Origin of the sequence: Pseudomonas umsongensis (assembly GCF_002236105.1) — a bacterium.
In the GTDB taxonomy this organism is placed as follows: Bacteria; Pseudomonadota; Gammaproteobacteria; order Pseudomonadales; family Pseudomonadaceae; genus Aquipseudomonas; species Aquipseudomonas umsongensis.
This window is the reverse complement of record NZ_NIWU01000001.1, coordinates 1,395,864-1,412,104: the sequence shown is the minus strand read 5'-3', so window position 1 is coordinate 1,412,104 and position 16,241 is coordinate 1,395,864. Positions and strand designations below refer to the sequence as shown.

The following is a 16,241-nucleotide window of genomic DNA, read 5'->3' as shown; positions in this document are numbered from 1 at the left end:
GTCAACAGTCCGCTTCACGAACGAGGGTCAAAGGCGTCGCGCAAGGCTTCGCCGATGAACACCAGTAGAGAAAGAATCAACGCCAGGGTGAAAAACGCCGTCAGCCCCAGCCACGGTGCCTGCAGGTTCTGTTTGCCCTGACCGATGAGCTCGCCCAGGGAGGCGCTGCCGGCCGGCATGCCGAAACCGAGGAAATCCAGCGCGGTGAGGGTCGAGATGGCCCCGGTCAGGATGAACGGCAGGTAGCTCAAGGTCGCGTTCATGGCGTTGGGCAGAATGTGTCGCACGATCACCTTGCGGTCACTCAAGCCCAGGGCTCGGGCGGCCTTGACGTATTCCAGGTTGCGCCCGCGCAGGAATTCGGCACGCACCACGTCCACCAGGGCCAGCCAGGAAAACAGCGCCATGATTCCCAGCAACCACCAGAAATTTGGCTCGACGAACCCCGAGAGGATGATCAGCAGGTACAGCACCGGCAGCCCTGACCAGACCTCCAGCAGCCGCTGGCCGAGCAAGTCGACCCAGCCACCGTAATAGCCTTGCAGGGCACCTGCGGCGATGCCGATCAGCGCGCTGACGAAGGTCAGCATCAAGGCGAACAGGATCGATACCCGCGCGCCGAAAATCACCCGCGCCAACACGTCCCGCGCCTGATCGTCAGTGCCCAGCCAATTGACCCCTGAAGGCGGGCTCGGGGCCGGTTTGTTCAGGTCGTAGTTGGGCGTGTCGTCGCTGAAGGGGATCGGCGGAAACAGCAACCAGCCACCGTCCTTCTTGATCAGGTCCTGAACATATTCGCTTCGGTAATCGGCCTGGAACGGCAGTTGTCCGCCGAATTGCTGCTCGGTATAGCGCTTGAACACCGGGAAATACAACGAACCCTGGTAGCTGACGACCAGCGGTTTGTCATTGGCGATCAGCTCGCCACCCAGGGTCAGCAGGAACAGCCCGACGAACAACCACAGCGACCACCAGCCGCGGCGGTTTTTCTTGAAACGCTCGAAGCGGCGTCGGCCTAATGGTGAAAGCTGCAGCATCAGGCGTTCCTCGCAGCGAAGTCGATCCGTGGATCGACCAGGGTGTAGCACAGGTCGCCGACGAGTTTTATCAGCAGGCCGAACAGCGTGAAGATGAACAGTGAACCGAACACTACCGGGTAGTCCCGTGACACGGCCGCCTCGTAGCTCATGCGCCCCAGGCCGTCGAGGGAGAAGATCACTTCGATGAGCAGGGAGCCGGCAAAAAACACGCTGATGAAGGCCTGGGGAATCCCCGATACCACCAGCAGCATGGCGTTGCGGAACACGTGACCGTATAGCACCCGGCGTTCGCTCAAGCCTTTGGCGCGGGCGGTGACCACGTACTGGCGGGTGATTTCGTTGAGGAACGAGTTCTTGGTCAGGATGGTCAGGGTCGCGAAACCGCCAATCACCAATGCGGTCACCGGCAGTACCAGGTGCCAGAAGTAATCGACGACCTTGCCCAGGGTCGACAGCGATTCGAAATTGTCCGAGACCAACCCGCGTACCGGGAACCAGTTCAACGAGGTGCCACCGGCGAACACCACGATCAGGAACATGGCGAACAGGAAGGCCGGCATGGCATAGCCGATGATGATCGCGGTACTGCTCCAGACATCGAAATGACTGCCGTGGTGCACGGCCTTGCGAATCCCCAGGGGAATCGACACCAGGTAGGTGATCAACGTCGCCCAGAGCCCGAGGGAGATGGTGACCGGCATTTTTTCCAGGATCAGGTCAGTGACGGTGGCACCGCGAAAGAAGCTCTTGCCGAAATCCAGGCGCGCGTAACTGGTGAGCATCAGCCACAGGCGTTGCGGTGCCGGTTTGTCGAAACCGTATTGTTTTTCGATGTCCTTGATCAGCTGCGGGTCGAGACCGCGGCTGGCCCGGGAATGGCCCATGGTTTCGCTCGAACCACCACCGACACTGGCTCCGCCGATGCCCTGCAAATGCGCAATGGCCTGTTCCACAGGGCCACCTGGCGCGGCCTGGACGATGACGAAGTTGACCAGGAGAATGATCACCAGTGTCGGGATGATCAGCAGCAGGCGTCGCACGATATAAGCCCACATCAATGCGGTCCTCCGGGTCTGCCACGACGGATGCGCTCGGCGGTCATCTGCTGGTTGGTCAGCGGTGTGGTGCTCATTTCCCACCAGCTCTCGATGGCTTCGTCATTGCTCGCCTGCACGTTCGGTATACCGAAGCGATTCCACCACACGGTGGAGCTGCCCGGCGGGTAATAATTGGGAATCCAGTAATAGTTCCATTGCAGCACCCGGTCGAGCGCATGGGCATAGTGCAACATGTCGGCCTTGGTGCTGGCGCGTAGCAGGCCGTTGATCAGCGTATCCACCGCCGGGTTCTGCAAGGCCATGTAGTTGTTGGCGCCGGGATCAAGGGCCGACGCCGAGCCGAAGTAGTTGAGCAGTTCGCCGCCGGGAGAGGTGGTGACCGGATAGCCGGTGACAATCATGTCGTAGTCACGGCTCATCAGGCGGTTGACGTACTGGGACGAATCGATGCGGCGGATGTTCATGTCGATGCCGATCTGTTTCAGGGTGCGCTTGTAGGGCAGGAGCAAACGGTCCATGCCGTTCTGGCTGACCAGGAAGGTGAAACTCAGTGGCTCGCCGTCGGCGTTCACCAGTTGATCACCCTGGGGTTTCCACCCGGCCTGTTCGAGCAGGCCCAGGGCTTGCAATTGCTTGTCGCGAATCACGCCGCTGCCATCGGTTTTCGGTGGTTCGAACACTTGGCTGAAGACTTCATCGGGGATCTGTCCGCGCAAGGGTTCCAGAATCGCCAGCTCACCGGCATCAGGCAGCTGCCGGGCCGCCAGTTCGGTATTGGAAAAGTAGCTCTTCTGGCGGATGTACAGGTTGCGCATCATCTGCCGGTTGCTCCATTCGAAGTCCCAGAGCATCGCCAGTGCCTGGCGCACCCGGCGGTCCTGGAACATCGGCTTTTGCAGATTGAACACGAAACCCTGGGCCGATTGCGGCGCTTCGGTGGCCAGGTGGGCCTTTTGCAGGCGACCGTCGCTCAGGGCCGGGCTGTCGTAGCCGATGGAGTAGCCGGTGGCGGAAAACTCGCGGTTGTAGTCGTAGGCGCCGCCGCGCAATACCTGGCGCGCGACATCGGTATCGCCGAAGTACTCGATGCTGAAGCGATCGAAATTGTACAGCCCACGGCTGACCGGCAAATCCTTGCCCCACCAGTCGGGGTTGCGCTCGAAGGTGATGCTGCGCCCCGAATCGACCTTGCCGACCTTGTACGGTCCGCTGCCCAATGGCGGCTCGTAACCGCCGCCATTGGCAAAGTCACGGTTCTTCCACCAGTGCTCGGGAAACACCGGCAAGGTGGCGATGTCCAGCGGCAGGGTGCGGTTTTCGTTGTTCTTGAAATCGAAGCGCACGGTCAATGGCGACTCGACTTCCACGCCCTTGACGTCGGCGAACTGCGTGCGATAGCGCAGGCTGCCCTGGGTCATCAGCAGATCGAAGGTGTAGCGCACGTCCTGGGCGGTGATCGGCGTGCCATCGGCAAACTGCGCCTTGGGGTTGAGGTAGAAGCGCAGGGACAGGCCATCGTCGGAGCGCTCCATCTGCTGCGCCACCAGACCGTACACCGTGTAAGGCTCATCCAGCGAGCGCTGCGCCAGGGGAGAGTAGAGCAGGCCATCGATCTGCGTCACGCCGATGCCCTTGTCTATATAAGGCAGGACGTGATCGAAATGCCCGATCTCGATCGCGGAACGGCGCATCGTCCCGCCCTTGGGGGCTTGCGGGTTGGTGTAGGCAAAATGACTGAAGCCGGCAGGGTACTTGGCGGGTTCGCCATATACGGTCAACGCATGTTGAGGTGCGGCATTCACACCGGCGGCGCCCAAGAGCAGGGCCACGGCAGTGAACAATAAAGTCGGGAAAGCCAGTCGCATTGTCAGCCTTAGAGCCGGGTGGTCGTTAACCACAATTTGTACGCTAGCGGCGCGTCCCTCGCCAGCCGAATTACGTATCTGAAACACGACGGCCCACCAGAAGGCGGGCCGTTGCACAGCCAATCCAGGGTGTTATCAGTCCTGGCGGCTGGTCACTTCCAGCAGGTGGTAGCCGAACTGGGTCTTGACCGGGCCTTGCACCACGTTGATCGGTGCGCTGAAGACCACGGTGTCGAATTCCTTGACCATCTGGCCTGGACCGAACGAGCCCAGGTCGCCGCCCTGGCGACTGGAAGGGCACGTGGAATTGGCTTTGGCGACTTCAGCGAAGTCTGCGCCCGCCTCGATTTGGGCCTTCAGTTCGTTGCACTTGGCTTCGCTGGCAACAAGGATGTGACGGGCAGTGGCTTTGGCCATGGGAAAACTCTCCATTCAATGTACGGTAAAGTGCTGAGCCTACCGGATTCAGTGGGGTATTTCTCCTCAAAGTTCCGTTGCCAGCGCTCTGGACGGCAGGTTTGGTTTAAAGTCCGGCTTTTTCCAGGCGCTCGGCATGCTGTACGTAAAGATCGATCGGGTCGATGCGCCTTTCATTATGACCACCGGCCTGGTGAAGGGTGCCCAGATGGTCCAGCGGATAGTCGGAGCGGATGATGGTGCCCAGGTGCGAGCTGTAGCGCCCGACCATGCCATCGTTCTGCAAGGGCTCGGTGGTGAAATAACGTGACAGCGCCCGCAGCAGGCCGTGGGACGGGTCCAGTGCTTCCAGTTCGGCATCCCGCCGCTTTCCCTGCACGACGCCACTCCAGGAATAGTAGCGGACACCATTGACCTGTTCGCGGCCCTTGCCGCCCCAAGACGGCGGCAAGCCTTGCGGGTACTTCCGGTTGAATGCGCCCACGCCCTGCGTGGTCAAGGCATCCAGCGCTGCGATGGCATTTTGCGGCAGCCGGCGCTTGCCGCTGAGCAACGACATGAGGTCGGCGAACAAGGTGACAACGATTTCGGCTACCGTTTCCGGCAAGTGGCCTGGCGTCAATGCCTTGCGCAGCAAATCGGCCAGTTCGGACCCATGGTTCGGTCCACTGACGGACGTTACCGAGGCCACCTGGCCTGGCGCTGTCGCGGCGGCATAGCGGGCGGCCAACGCGCCTTGGCTGTGACCGATCAGATTGACCTTGTGGGCGCCGGTGCCCTCCAGTACCCGATGGATCTGCGCCAGAAGCTGTTCGCCGCGAACTTCGTTGCTGTGGGTGGCGGACACAAACGGGACGAACACACTTGCCCCGGCGTTCCGCAGGGCCTGCTTGACATCGTGGAAGAGGTCCACGCTGGCAATTCGCTCAAAGCCGAAAAGCCCGTGCACCAACAGGATTGGATAATGAGTCTTTGCATTCCGTTGCATGTTCATTCCTTTTTCCAGGGTTCGAGAAAGTGATTTCCGACCTCACTTTAAAGACTCCAATGCCGGCGCGATGCATGAAATAGCCGCGGTGGCCTGGGGAAAACGGCATAGGCACGGTACGAATGCGCGGAGGTGGAGGTGGCTTCCTGGACTGCCCTGTGGCGCATTGATACCTCGACTGTAGGAGCGAGCATGCTCGCGAAAAACCCGAGAGCACCGCGGGGTGTCAGGCTCCCCGCGTCATCGTTGACCTCCATCGTCGGAACGCCGCCCGGAGCGTGCTCGCTCCTAAAGGAGTTAACGGGGTGCCTGCGAGCAACAGCAAAGCGAGGCGGCCTTAAAGCCGACCTGATTTTTACGGGTGTACCTGGATCCCCTGCTCGCGAAGGCGGCAGCACATTGATCGTTTGATCGTTCCCACGCTCTGCGTGGGAATGCCACCAGGGACGCTCTGCGTTCCACCGACGACGCGTTAATTGAGCCGTGCGCAACGATGATGCGCGGCGTCACAGGAAGCCCTGTGGGAAATTGGTTGTCGGAGTGCATATCCATTGCTGCGGTAACGGCCACTTATGGTTTCGCTTTTACAGCGACTCCCTTTTTCAAACGCCAAAAAGGAAGCAAAAGGCTTTGCCCGGTATGACTCACCCACATAGGTAACAAAACAGTTCAAGCACATAGGTAACAGTTTTTAACTGGCACTGGTCGATTCCGAGGATCTGACCATGCCGTGGCGAGAGCTCAAACCTATGGACCTGAAAGTGATGTTCATTGCCGACTATCTGTCCGGTCGACTTAATTTCAGCCAACTTTGTGCGGCTCACAGCATCAGTCGCAAGACCGGTTACAAGTGGGTAGCCCGCTACAACGCGGACAGCATCAACGGATTGGCGGAGTGCAGTCGCAAGCGCCACTCTCAAGCTCAGGCTGTGCCGTTTGCGGTCAAAGAGGCCATTCTTGAGCTGCGCGGCCAAGGGCAAACCACGCCAGGCCCGAAAAAGATCCAGACAGCCCTGAGAGAGCGGTTTCCAGATCAGCCGCCACCCTCCAAAACCACGATCTACAACGTGCTTAAAAAAGCGGGATTGGTGGTGTCTCGGCGGTTGCGCCAACGTGTCGCCGTTTATCCCAAACCACTTCAGAAAGCCGACCTTCCTAACCAGCTCTGGAGCGCTGATTACAAAGGCCAATACCTGACAGGAGACGGTGTCTGGTGTTACCCGTTGACGGTAATGGATCACGCCAGTCGATTTTTACTGGCTTGTGAAAGCATGCCGAGCACGACTTTCAAGGACGCCAAGGCCACCTTCGAGCGGTTATTCAAGATGTATGGAATGCCTGAGCGGATCCGTACGGACAACGGAGTCCCTTTCGCCAGCGGTGGGCGTGCCGGGTTATCGCAGTTGTCTATCTGGTGGGCCCGCCTGGGCATCATTCACGAAAGGATTCAGCCGGGTCGACCCGAGCAGAATGGACGGCATGAGCGCATGCACCGCACGCTTAAGAGCACATTGCCAAGGCCGCCGGAAATTGAGTGGGGAGCCCAGCAGAAGCATTTTGACCTGTTCATGCAGCACTATAATCATGAACGTCTTCATGAGGCTTTGGGGCAGAAAACACCAGGCTCCTGCTATACAAGCTCGTCACGGGCATTTCCGAGGAAGCTGCCGGAGATGAAGTACCCAAGCCATGTTGAGGCATACCGAACGGACTCCAACGGCGTGGTGAACAAAGGAAGGCTCAGAATCTATGTCGGCTATGTCCTGAAACATCAGATAGTCGGATTGGAGAACATCAGCGAAGGGGCTTGGGACATCATCTTTGGGCCTGTTCTACTGGGACGGGTTGATGAACGAGACGCTAAGGATGGTTATCTGACGCTCAAAGTAATCAAAAATAAGTGATCAGGTGTTACCCATGTGCCTGAACTTTACTGTTACCTATGTGGTTGTTCCATTCTTGCCCCACCACTCGGTGCCTCGCTTAGGCTCGGCATGCCCTCTCTCCGGCATTGCTCCGTGGGTCGCCGCGATGGGCCGTCCCTGGCCCAGCGCGGCTAAACCGGCGTCCTGCCGGTTTACCCACTGCGCAATGCCTGCGTTCGGCCATCGTGGTTAACGGGGCGCCCGCGATCAAAAGCAAAGCGAGGCGGCCTTATAGCCGACCTGACTTTTTCGGGCGCACCTGGATCCCCTGTAGGAGCCAGCCTGCTGGCGATGGACGTCAACGATAACGCGCACTGTCTGGATGAGCGCGTCGCCCGGAAGTCCATCGCGAGCATGCTCGCTCCTACAGGCGTTATCCCTGTGCCCGCAGCCGCTGCGCCGCCTGGCGCAACAGCTGTTCTGTCGCGCTCCAGCCCAGGCAGCCGTCGGTGACCGAAACACCGTACTTCAGCGACGGCCCCAGCGGTTGGCAGCCCTCGAACAAATGACTTTCGATCATCATGCCGATCAGCGAGCGATCACCCTGCAGGCGTTGTTCCAGTACATCGTTGAACACGGCAGGTTGGCGCAGTGGGTCTTTACTGCTGTTGGCGTGGCTGCAGTCGACCATGACCCGGGCCGGGATCTTCAGGCGGGTCAAGTCGGCGTGCACGCGGGCGATGCTGGCGCGATCGTAGTTCGGGCCGTGATGACCGCCGCGCAGCACCAGGTGGGTGTCTGCATTGCCCGGAGTCTGGATGATCGCGGGATGGCCCTGGCTGTCGACACCGAAATGGCGATGTGGATGGGCGGCCGAGCGCATGGCGTCACAGGCCACGCCGACACCGCCGTCGGTGCCGTTCTTGAAGCCTACCGGCATGCCCAGGCCGCTGGCCATCTCCCGATGGATCTGCGATTCGGTGGTGCGAGCGCCAATGGCCACCCAGCTCAGCAGGTCATCGAAGTAGCCGGCGGCCATCGGTTGCAACAGTTCAGTGGCCACCGGCAAGCCGAGCATGAGCATTTCACGCATCAGTTCGCGGGACAGGGTCAGACCGCCGGCCATGTCATCGCTGCCATCGAGGTGCGGGTCGTAGGCCAGGCCTTTCCAGCCGACCGTGGTGCGAGGTTTTTCGACGTAGGCGCGCATCACCAGGAGCATTTGGTCGCTGACGTCGGCGGCCAGGCGGGCCAGGTTCTCGGCATATTCGAGTGCTGATTTCGGGTCGTGGATCGAGCAGGGGCCCACGATGACCAACAGGCGCGAGTCTTTCCCGTCGAGGATCGCGCGAACCGCCTGGCGGTGAGCGGCGACTTGGAGGGCGAGGGTGTTGCTCAGTGGCAATTGCTGTTTGAGTTGCAACGAGCTTGGCAGGCGCAGGGTCAGCGCTTCGTTGGCAGGGTTGAGGGTCGACAGTGGCAGAGCAGAGACGGACGAGTTCATGTTCAGGCTTCCTGGGCGGCGGCGGGTTGTTCCCGCGCGCTCGGCCCTACTGGGGTGTTCGACAATTGGCCGGATTGGCTGCGTGTGTGTGCTTGCCACCTGTGGGTGACCGATCGGAGGCGGCAGGCTGTCCCGAGCGGAGGGTGGTAAATCGCCAGGCGCTAAAACTGTCGTGACGGTAATAAGTGGCGTAGTTCATTTCGTGAATCCTCTTGATGGCGGTGTGTCGCTAAATAAGTGGCGGGCCCAAAAAACAAAACCCCCGGTCGGGAGGCCGACCGGGGGTTGAAAATTCTCTGGTGGCGACCCGTTTGAAGTGGGCGCCGTGTGGGTATCAGGCGCGCCAGTGGCTAAACCAATACCCAAAATAAAAGCTTGCCGGAGCGCACGCGTCGTTCACCCGGGCAGACGCAACCGAGCGCGGGGCGCTGGCGGTACGAAGCGGTGGGTGGGCATTGAACATGGTCGATCTCCGATGAGTGCACCGAGCTTACTAGAGGGCGGTGCGAGGTTTCAATCAGAAAATGCTATCGATCATCAAAGGCGATTTCTATCGCTTGAGTGCCCGTGCGCTTGTGGCACACACTCCCTGTTTTTGAAAACAACCCACCCTCCCAGGATCGAGCATGACGCCATTACCTGATGTTCGCCGCGGCTTGCCGGATCTCGACTGGCGCCGGGCAATGGACTGCGACCTCGATTTCGCCCGGAACCTGACGTGCGTCAACATGCTGCGCTATTACATCCAGCACGATCTAGTGTGGCTGGACGAAGCGTTCGATGTCGCCTGGGCCGGGCGTGACAATCGGGTAATGGTGCACGGCGAACGTCAATTGGGGTTCGTCAGTCTCAGTCGGGATGCCAGGGCGCTTTACATCCGCGAACTGCATGTTGGCCAGGCGTTTCGAGGGCAGGGGGTCGGTTCCTGGGTAATCGATCAAGTAGTGGCACTGGCGTGCAGGGAGGGGCGCCAGTGCTTGCGCCTGACCGTTTTTGAAAATAATCCGGCGCGGGCCTTATACGAACGCAAGGGCTTTAAGGTGGTGGGCAAAGACGAGTGTTTCCTGCGCATGGAGCGTGAAGTCTGCTTTGCGACATGCTGAAACACGCTGCCGACAAGCCCTGCAAGACGAATGGAAACTTTTTATATAGCGCTTGGCGCTAGGTCTGCCAGTTGCTTTTTGCTAAGGTGGCGGGCATTCCAAATAAGATCATATCGCGAGGTGTCTGCTTGATTAGGGTGCTAGTAGTCGATGACCATGATCTCGTTCGCACAGGCATTACGCGAATGCTGGCTGACATCGATGGCCTGCAAGTAGTCGGCCAGGCAGAGTCCGGGGAAGAGTCCCTGCTCAAGGCGCGTGAGTTGAAACCCGATGTGGTCTTGATGGACGTCAAGATGCCGGGCATCGGCGGTCTTGAAGCCACTCGCAAATTGTTGCGCAGCCATCCCGACATCAAGGTCGTTGCGGTGACCGTGTGCGAGGAAGACCCGTTTCCCACGCGGCTGTTGCAAGCCGGGGCGGCGGGCTACCTGACCAAGGGCGCCGGGCTGCCGGAAATGGTCCAGGCCATCCGCCTGGTGTTTGCCGGGCAGCGCTACATCAGCCCGCAAATTGCCCAGCAACTGGCGATCAAGTCTTTCCAGCCGACCAACGACTCGCCCTTTGATGCCCTGTCGGAGCGGGAAATCCAGATCGCCTTGATGATCGTCGGCTGCCAGAAAGTCCAGATCATTTCCGACAAGTTGTGCCTGTCCCCGAAAACCGTGAACACCTACCGATACCGCATTTTCGAAAAGCTTTCGATCAGCAGCGATGTCGAGTTGACGCTGTTGGCGGTGCGACACGGCATGGTTGATGCCAGCCTCTGAAAATGACTGAAACCTTCGATCCAAGCGCGTTCCTGTCAACGGTCAGCGGGCGCCCCGGTGTCTATCGCATGTTCGACAGCGATGCGCGCCTGCTCTATGTCGGCAAGGCCAAGAACCTCAAGAATCGCTTGTCGAGCTACTTTCGCAAAACCGGCCTGGCGCCCAAGACCGCTGCGCTGGTTGCGCGTATCGCCCAGGTCGAAACGACTATCACGGCCAATGAAACCGAGGCCTTGCTGCTCGAGCAGACGCTGATCAAGGAGTGGCGTCCGCCGTACAACATCCTGCTGCGCGACGACAAATCCTACCCTTATGTCTTTCTCTCCGATGGCCAGTTTCCGCGCTTGAGCATCCACCGCGGGGCGAAGAAGGCCAAGGGCAAATATTTTGGCCCCTATCCGAGCGCCGGTGCGATTCGCGAAAGCCTGAGCCTGTTGCAAAAGACCTTTTTCGTTCGCCAGTGCGAAGACAGCTATTACAAGAACCGCACGCGGCCTTGCCTGCAATACCAGATCAAGCGCTGCAAGGCGCCTTGTGTCGGCCTGGTCGACCCACAGGTATATGCCGAAGACGTGCGACATTCGGTGATGTTCCTCGAAGGTCGCAGCAATGCGTTGAGCGACGAGTTGTCCGCGGCCATGGAAGAGGCGGCGATCAACCTCGAGTTCGAACGTGCCGCCGAACTGCGCGACCAGATTTCGCTGCTGCGCCGGGTCCAGGATCAACAAAGCATGGAAGGCGGTACGGGCGACGTCGATGTCATCGCCGCGTTCGTCAACCCGGGCGGCGCCTGTGTTCACCTGATCAGCGTGCGCGGCGGGCGAGTACTGGGCAGCAAGAACTTCTTCCCGCAGGTGGGCATTGAAGAAGACGTGTCTGAAGTCATGGCGGCGTTTCTTGGCCAGTACTACGTCAGCAGTCCTGAACGCGACTTGCCGAGCGAGCTGATCGTCAATGTGGTCCACGAAGATTTTCCGACACTGATTGCAGCCATTGACGAGCTGCGCGGTCGCGAACTGACCATCAGCCACCGAGTGCGCGGTACGCGTGCGCGCTGGCAGCAATTGGCGGTGACCAATGCCGAGCAGGCCCTGGGCGCGCGCCTGGCCAACCGACAACACGTTGCCGCGCGGTTCGAGGCCCTGGCCGAAGTGCTCAAGCTGGACGAGCCACCCCAGCGCCTCGAGTGCTATGACATCAGTCACTCCAGCGGGGAGGCGACCGTAGCCTCATGCGTAGTGTTCGGCCCCGAAGGCCCGATCAAGTCCGATTACCGGCGCTATAACATTGAAGGTGTCACGGCGGGCGATGACTATGCCGCCATGCACCAGGCGCTGACCCGGCGCTTCAGCAAGCTCAAGGACGGGGAGGGCAAGTTGCCGGACATCCTGCTGGTCGATGGCGGCAAGGGCCAGCTATCGATGGCCCGTGACGTGCTCGACGAGCTGGCGGTCCCCGACCTGATCCTGCTCGGCGTCGCCAAGGGTGCGACGCGCAAGGCCGGTTTCGAAACCCTGTACCTCAACGACGCCGCCCACGAATTCACCTTGCGCGGTGATTCCCCCGCGCTGCACCTGATCCAGCAGATTCGCGACGAAGCCCACCGTTTTGCGATTACCGGGCACCGTGCGCGACGCGGCAAAACCCGGCGCACCTCGACGCTTGAAGGCGTTGCAGGGGTCGGGCCGACACGCCGGCGCGATTTGCTCAAACATTTTGGTGGATTGCAGGAGCTGTCTCGTGCCAGCATCGAAGAAATCGCCAAAGCCCCCGGGATCAGTAAAAAGCTCGCAGAGTTGATTTATGCAAATCTGCACAGCGAGTAGAATGCCCCCTCACCTCGTAGCCAGTTGTGCCGATGAATATCCCTAATCTGATTACCGTTCTACGCGTCCTGCTCATACCGATCTTCATTTTGCTGTTCTACCTGCCATACCAATGGAGTTACCTGGCGTCAGCCTCGGTCTTCGCCTTCGCCGCCGCCACTGACTGGCTGGACGGATACCTGGCCCGACGCCTGGAACAAAGCACGCCGTTCGGGGCTTTCCTCGACCCGGTGGCCGACAAGCTCATGGTCGCCGTCGCCCTGGTGTTGCTGGTCCAGGAACACGGCAACCTGTGGCTCACGCTGCCGGCCGCGGTGATCATCGGTCGCGAGATCGTGGTCTCGGCCTTGCGCGAATGGATGGCCGAGCTCGGCGCCCGTGCGCACGTGGCCGTATCGAACCTGGGCAAATGGAAAACCGCCGCGCAAATGCTGGCGCTGGTAATCCTGCTGGGCAATCCGTCGGATTTCAGCTTCTGGGTCTTGATGGGTTACGCCTTGCTGATGGTCTCCGCCGGCCTGACATTGTGGTCCATGGTTCAGTACTTGCGGGCTGCCTGGCCGCATCTGAAGACTGACGTGGAAAAGAAATAAAACTTTTTTGAATCAAGGGGTTGACGGGGCTTCTGGATTCTATAGAATGCGCCACACCAAGACGCGGGAATAGCTCAGTTGGTAGAGCACGACCTTGCCAAGGTCGGGGTCGCGAGTTCGAGTCTCGTTTCCCGCTCCAAGTTTTACGCATTTGATGTCGCGCTACTGACAGCAGATGTTTTGAGGCCGAGTAGCAAAATGGTTATGCAGCGGATTGCAAATCCGCCTACGCCGGTTCGATTCCGACCTCGGCCTCCACTATAAATAGCCCCGTAGATCAATGATCTACGGGGTTTTTTATTGCCCTCGGGAAAGTGAAAGTTTCCGCAATTTTTGGCATGTGTTCCGCAACCCATCAAAGCGGCCACAAATGAGTGTCCCAAAAGGTGCGCTCATCAGCAAAGCGCCGACAGGGTTGTCGGCGCTTTGAAGACCAAGCCTATTACGCGCTACGCTTGGACGACCGGGATATGACTGTTCACTGCCGCTTCACGGTACTCGGCGATTTGATCGAAGCTGAGGTAGCGGTAAACGTCGGCCGCCATGCTGTCGATGTTGTTCGCGTACTCCATGTACTCTTCGAAGGTTGGCAGCCTGCCCAGGATCGAGGCCACGGCGGCCAGCTCGGCCGAGGCCAGGTAGACGTTCGTGGCGTCACCCAGTCGGTTCGGAAAGTTGCGGGTCGACGTCGAGACCACGGTCGAGCCGGTCTGCACTCGCGCCTGGTTGCCCATGCACAGCGAGCAGCCTGGCATTTCCATGCGCGCACCGGCCTTGTCGTAAATGCCGTAGTAGCCTTCCTCGGTCAGTTGGTGAGCGTCCATCTTGGTTGGCGGGGCCAGCCATAGTCGGGTAGGGAGGCTGCCCTTGACCTTTTCCAGCAGCTTGCCGGCAGCGCGGAAGTGACCGATGTTGGTCATGCAGGAGCCGATGAACACTTCGTCAATGACCTGGCCCTGAACGGTCGACAGCAGGCGAGCGTCGTCCGGGTCGTTCGGTGCGCAGAGTACCGGCTCCTTGATGTCGGCCAGGTCGATCTCGATGATCTCGGCGTATTCGGCGTCCTCGTCCGCTTCCAGCAGCTCAGGGTTGGCCAGCCAGGCTTCCATTGCTTGTGCACGACGCTCCAGGGTGCGTGCATCGCCGTAGCCTGTGCTGATCATCCAGCGCAGCAAGGTGATGTTCGAGCGCAGGTACTCGGCAATGGCCTTTTCAGGCAGCTTGATGGTGCAGCCTGCGGCGGAGCGTTCAGCCGAGGCATCGGACAGTTCGAAGGCTTGTTCGACGGTCAGTTCGTCCAGGCCTTCGATTTCCAGGATGCGTCCGGAGAAGGCGTTGATCTTGCCTTTCTTCTCGACAGTCAGCAGACCTTGCTGGATGGCGTAATAGGGGATGGCATGCACCAGGTCACGCAGGGTGATACCTGGTTGCAGCTTACCCTTGAAGCGCACCAGCACCGACTCCGGCATGTCCAGCGGCATGACGCCGGTGGCGGCGGCGAAGGCGACCAGCCCGGAACCGGCCGGGAACGAGATGCCGATCGGAAAACGGGTGTGGGAGTCGCCACCGGTGCCGACGGTATCCGGTAGCAGCATGCGGTTGAGCCAGCTGTGGATGATGCCGTCGCCAACTTTCAACGAAACGCCGCCGCGGGTGCGCATGAAGTCCGGCAGGGTGTGATGGGTTTTCACATCCACAGGCTTGGGGTACGCCGCGGTGTGGCAGAACGACTGCATCACCAGCTCAGCCGAGAAGCCCAGGCACGCCAGGTCTTTGAGCTCGTCACGGGTCATGGGGCCTGTGGTGTCCTGGGAGCCGACGGTGGTCATTTTCGGTTCGCAGTAGGTGCCCGGGCGGATGCCGGTCACGCCACACGCCTTGCCGACCATTTTCTGCGCCAAGGTGAAACCCTTGGTGCTTTGAACCGGTGCTTCAGGCGTTTTAAACAGGTCCGAAGGAGGCAGGCCCAGCTCGGCGCGGGCTTTCTCGGTCAGGCCACGTCCGATGATCAGAGGGATACGGCCGCCAGCGCGTACTTCGTCCAACAGCACCGGGGTCTTCAATTCGAAGGTGGTGATAACGTCTTGGGTGCCGTGCTTGCAGACTTTGCCGGCGTGCGGGTAGACGTCGATCACGTCGCCCATGTGCAGTTTCGAAACATCGAACTCGATCGGCAGTGCGCCGGCGTCTTCCATGGTGTTGTAGAAGATCGGGGCAATCTTGTTACCGAAGCAGAAACCACCGGCGCGTTTGTTCGGTACGTACGGGATGTCGTCGCCGAAGAACCACAGCACGGAGTTGGTCGCCGATTTTCGCGAGGAGCCGGTACCTACCACGTCACCGACGTAGGCCACCGGGAAACCCTGGGCCTTGACGGCGTCGATCTGCTTGAGCGGGCCAATGGCGCCAGGCTCTTGCGGCACGATGCCGTCACGGGCCATTTTCAGCATGGCCCGGGCGTGCAAGGGGATGTCCGGGCGCGACCAGGCGTCCGGGGCAGGGGACAGGTCGTCGGTGTTGGTTTCGCCTGGCACCTTGAACACACTCAAGCTGTACTTTTCTTCGATGGCCGGGCGGGCGGTGAACCACTCGCCGTCAGCCCAGGATTGCACTACGGCTTGGGCATGCGGGTTGCCAGCCTTGGCTTTTGCAGCGACGTCATGGAAGGCGTCGAACATCAGCAGGGTGTGCTTCAGTTGTCCGGCGGCAACGGCGGCCAATTCTGCATCGTCTAGCAGTTCGACCAAGGTGGCGATGTTGTAGCCACCTTGCATGGTGCCCAGCAGTTCTACAGCGCGCTGCTTGTCGATCAGGGGGGATCTGGCTTCGGCCTTGGCGATGGCGGACAGGAAGCCTGCCTTGACATAGGCCGCTTCATCCACGCCTGGCGGCACGCGATGGGTGATCAGGTCGACGAGGACTGTCTCTTTACCCACCGGGGGATTTTTCAGCAGCTCGACCAGGCCTGCGGTTTGTTCGGCGTTCAGCGCGAGGGGCGGCAAGCCTTCCTCGGCGCGCTCTTGTACGTGACGGTCATAGGCTTGGAGCACGGCAATCTCCTGCGGGGGTAATGGCACGCGAGGTGGGGTAGTGGGACAGTCCATTCCCGGGAAAAAAGCAAAAGCAGGGATTCGGTTTTCACCGAGGGTGACCACCCGTGGCAGCGCCGAAAAGAACCTGCTCCTGCAAAACTATAAAATCATTGATTGTCG

At 60.0% G+C, this 16,241-nt stretch carries 12 protein-coding genes and 2 tRNA genes; 7 read left to right on the top strand and 7 right to left on the bottom strand.

Annotation, left to right across the window (positions count from 1 at the left end):
• Positions 1–14 precede the first annotated feature (14 nt).
• The 5 genes from PSUM_RS06270 to PSUM_RS06250 all read right to left on the bottom strand — a co-directional run bounded on the left by PSUM_RS06270 (position 15) and on the right by PSUM_RS06250 (position 5,368).
• On the bottom strand, positions 15–1,037 hold the full coding sequence (locus tag PSUM_RS06270) for an ABC transporter permease (protein WP_020795420.1): 1,023 nt from the start codon (positions 1,035–1,037) through the stop codon (positions 15–17).
• Complete coding sequence (locus tag PSUM_RS06265; RefSeq protein WP_020795419.1) at positions 1,037–2,095, bottom strand: microcin C ABC transporter permease YejB; 1,059 nt, start codon at positions 2,093–2,095, stop codon at positions 1,037–1,039. Before PSUM_RS06265 ends, PSUM_RS06270 begins: the two co-directional genes overlap by 1 nt.
• On the bottom strand, positions 2,095–3,963 hold the full coding sequence (locus tag PSUM_RS06260; protein ID WP_020795418.1) for an extracellular solute-binding protein: 1,869 nt from the start codon (positions 3,961–3,963) through the stop codon (positions 2,095–2,097). The genes PSUM_RS06265 and PSUM_RS06260 overlap by 1 nt, the downstream gene beginning before the upstream one ends.
• Positions 3,964–4,098: 135 nt before the next feature.
• The gene (locus PSUM_RS06255) at positions 4,099–4,380 is read right to left on the bottom strand and encodes a peptidylprolyl isomerase (RefSeq protein WP_007984657.1); all 282 of its coding nucleotides are present in this window, start codon (positions 4,378–4,380) and stop codon (positions 4,099–4,101) included.
• A 106-nt stretch (positions 4,381–4,486) separates the two neighbouring features.
• On the bottom strand, positions 4,487–5,368 hold the full coding sequence (locus tag PSUM_RS06250; RefSeq protein ID WP_083350161.1) for an esterase/lipase family protein: 882 nt from the start codon (positions 5,366–5,368) through the stop codon (positions 4,487–4,489).
• 725 nt (positions 5,369–6,093) lie between these two features.
• On the opposite strand from PSUM_RS06250, the gene PSUM_RS06240 reads away from it, so the two are divergent.
• Complete coding sequence (locus tag PSUM_RS06240; protein WP_020800720.1) at positions 6,094–7,272, top strand: integrase core domain-containing protein; 1,179 nt, start codon at positions 6,094–6,096, stop codon at positions 7,270–7,272.
• A 394-nt stretch (positions 7,273–7,666) separates the two neighbouring features.
• Here the strand turns inward: PSUM_RS06240 and PSUM_RS06230 are convergent, their stop codons facing one another.
• The gene (locus tag PSUM_RS06230; protein WP_020798847.1) at positions 7,667–8,737 is read right to left on the bottom strand and encodes a 3-deoxy-7-phosphoheptulonate synthase; all 1,071 of its coding nucleotides are present in this window, start codon (positions 8,735–8,737) and stop codon (positions 7,667–7,669) included.
• Between the two features lie 626 nt (positions 8,738–9,363).
• On the opposite strand from PSUM_RS06230, the gene PSUM_RS06225 reads away from it, so the two are divergent.
• The 6 genes from PSUM_RS06225 to PSUM_RS06200 all read left to right on the top strand — a co-directional run bounded on the left by PSUM_RS06225 (position 9,364) and on the right by PSUM_RS06200 (position 13,287).
• On the top strand, positions 9,364–9,840 hold the full coding sequence (locus tag PSUM_RS06225; RefSeq protein ID WP_083349215.1) for a GNAT family N-acetyltransferase: 477 nt from the start codon (positions 9,364–9,366) through the stop codon (positions 9,838–9,840).
• A gap of 128 nt (positions 9,841–9,968) precedes the next feature.
• The gene (gene gacA / locus PSUM_RS06220; RefSeq protein WP_008015884.1) at positions 9,969–10,610 is read left to right on the top strand and encodes a response regulator transcription factor GacA; all 642 of its coding nucleotides are present in this window, start codon (positions 9,969–9,971) and stop codon (positions 10,608–10,610) included.
• Between the two features lie 2 nt (positions 10,611–10,612).
• Positions 10,613–12,436, top strand: a complete 1,824-nt coding sequence (uvrC, locus tag PSUM_RS06215; RefSeq protein ID WP_020798849.1) for an excinuclease ABC subunit UvrC — start codon at positions 10,613–10,615, stop codon at positions 12,434–12,436.
• Positions 12,437–12,468: 32 nt separating this feature from the next.
• Positions 12,469–13,029, top strand: a complete 561-nt coding sequence (gene pgsA / locus PSUM_RS06210) for a CDP-diacylglycerol--glycerol-3-phosphate 3-phosphatidyltransferase (protein ID WP_020798850.1) — start codon at positions 12,469–12,471, stop codon at positions 13,027–13,029.
• A 63-nt stretch (positions 13,030–13,092) separates the two neighbouring features.
• Positions 13,093–13,168, top strand: a tRNA-Gly gene (locus PSUM_RS06205).
• 45 nt (positions 13,169–13,213) lie between these two features.
• A tRNA-Cys gene (locus PSUM_RS06200) sits at positions 13,214–13,287 on the top strand.
• Positions 13,288–13,478: 191 nt separating this feature from the next.
• Here the strand turns inward: PSUM_RS06200 and acnB are convergent.
• Positions 13,479–16,079, bottom strand: coding sequence for a bifunctional aconitate hydratase 2/2-methylisocitrate dehydratase (acnB, locus tag PSUM_RS06195; RefSeq protein WP_020798987.1), 2,601 nt, complete (start codon positions 16,077–16,079; stop codon positions 13,479–13,481).
• Positions 16,080–16,241 lie beyond the last annotated feature (162 nt).

Excerpts from the sequence above, each read along its gene's own strand:
- PSUM_RS06270 (WP_020795420.1), bottom strand. The coding sequence starts at position 1,037 with ATGCTGCAGCTTTCACCATTAGGCCGACGCCGCTTCGAGCGTTTCAAG.
- PSUM_RS06265 (WP_020795419.1), bottom strand. The coding sequence starts at position 2,095 with ATGTGGGCTTATATCGTGCGACGCCTGCTGCTGATCATCCCGACACTG.
- PSUM_RS06260 (WP_020795418.1), bottom strand. The coding sequence starts at position 3,963 with ATGCGACTGGCTTTCCCGACTTTATTGTTCACTGCCGTGGCCCTGCTC.
- PSUM_RS06255 (WP_007984657.1), bottom strand. The coding sequence starts at position 4,380 with ATGGCCAAAGCCACTGCCCGTCACATCCTTGTTGCCAGCGAAGCCAAG.
- PSUM_RS06250 (WP_083350161.1), bottom strand. The coding sequence starts at position 5,368 with ATGCAACGGAATGCAAAGACTCATTATCCAATCCTGTTGGTGCACGGG.
- PSUM_RS06240 (WP_020800720.1), top strand. The coding sequence starts at position 6,094 with ATGCCGTGGCGAGAGCTCAAACCTATGGACCTGAAAGTGATGTTCATT.
- PSUM_RS06230 (WP_020798847.1), bottom strand. The coding sequence starts at position 8,737 with ATGAACTCGTCCGTCTCTGCTCTGCCACTGTCGACCCTCAACCCTGCC.
- PSUM_RS06225 (WP_083349215.1), top strand. The coding sequence starts at position 9,364 with ATGACGCCATTACCTGATGTTCGCCGCGGCTTGCCGGATCTCGACTGG.
- uvrC (WP_020798849.1), top strand. The coding sequence starts at position 10,613 with ATGACTGAAACCTTCGATCCAAGCGCGTTCCTGTCAACGGTCAGCGGG.
- pgsA (WP_020798850.1), top strand. The coding sequence starts at position 12,469 with ATGAATATCCCTAATCTGATTACCGTTCTACGCGTCCTGCTCATACCG.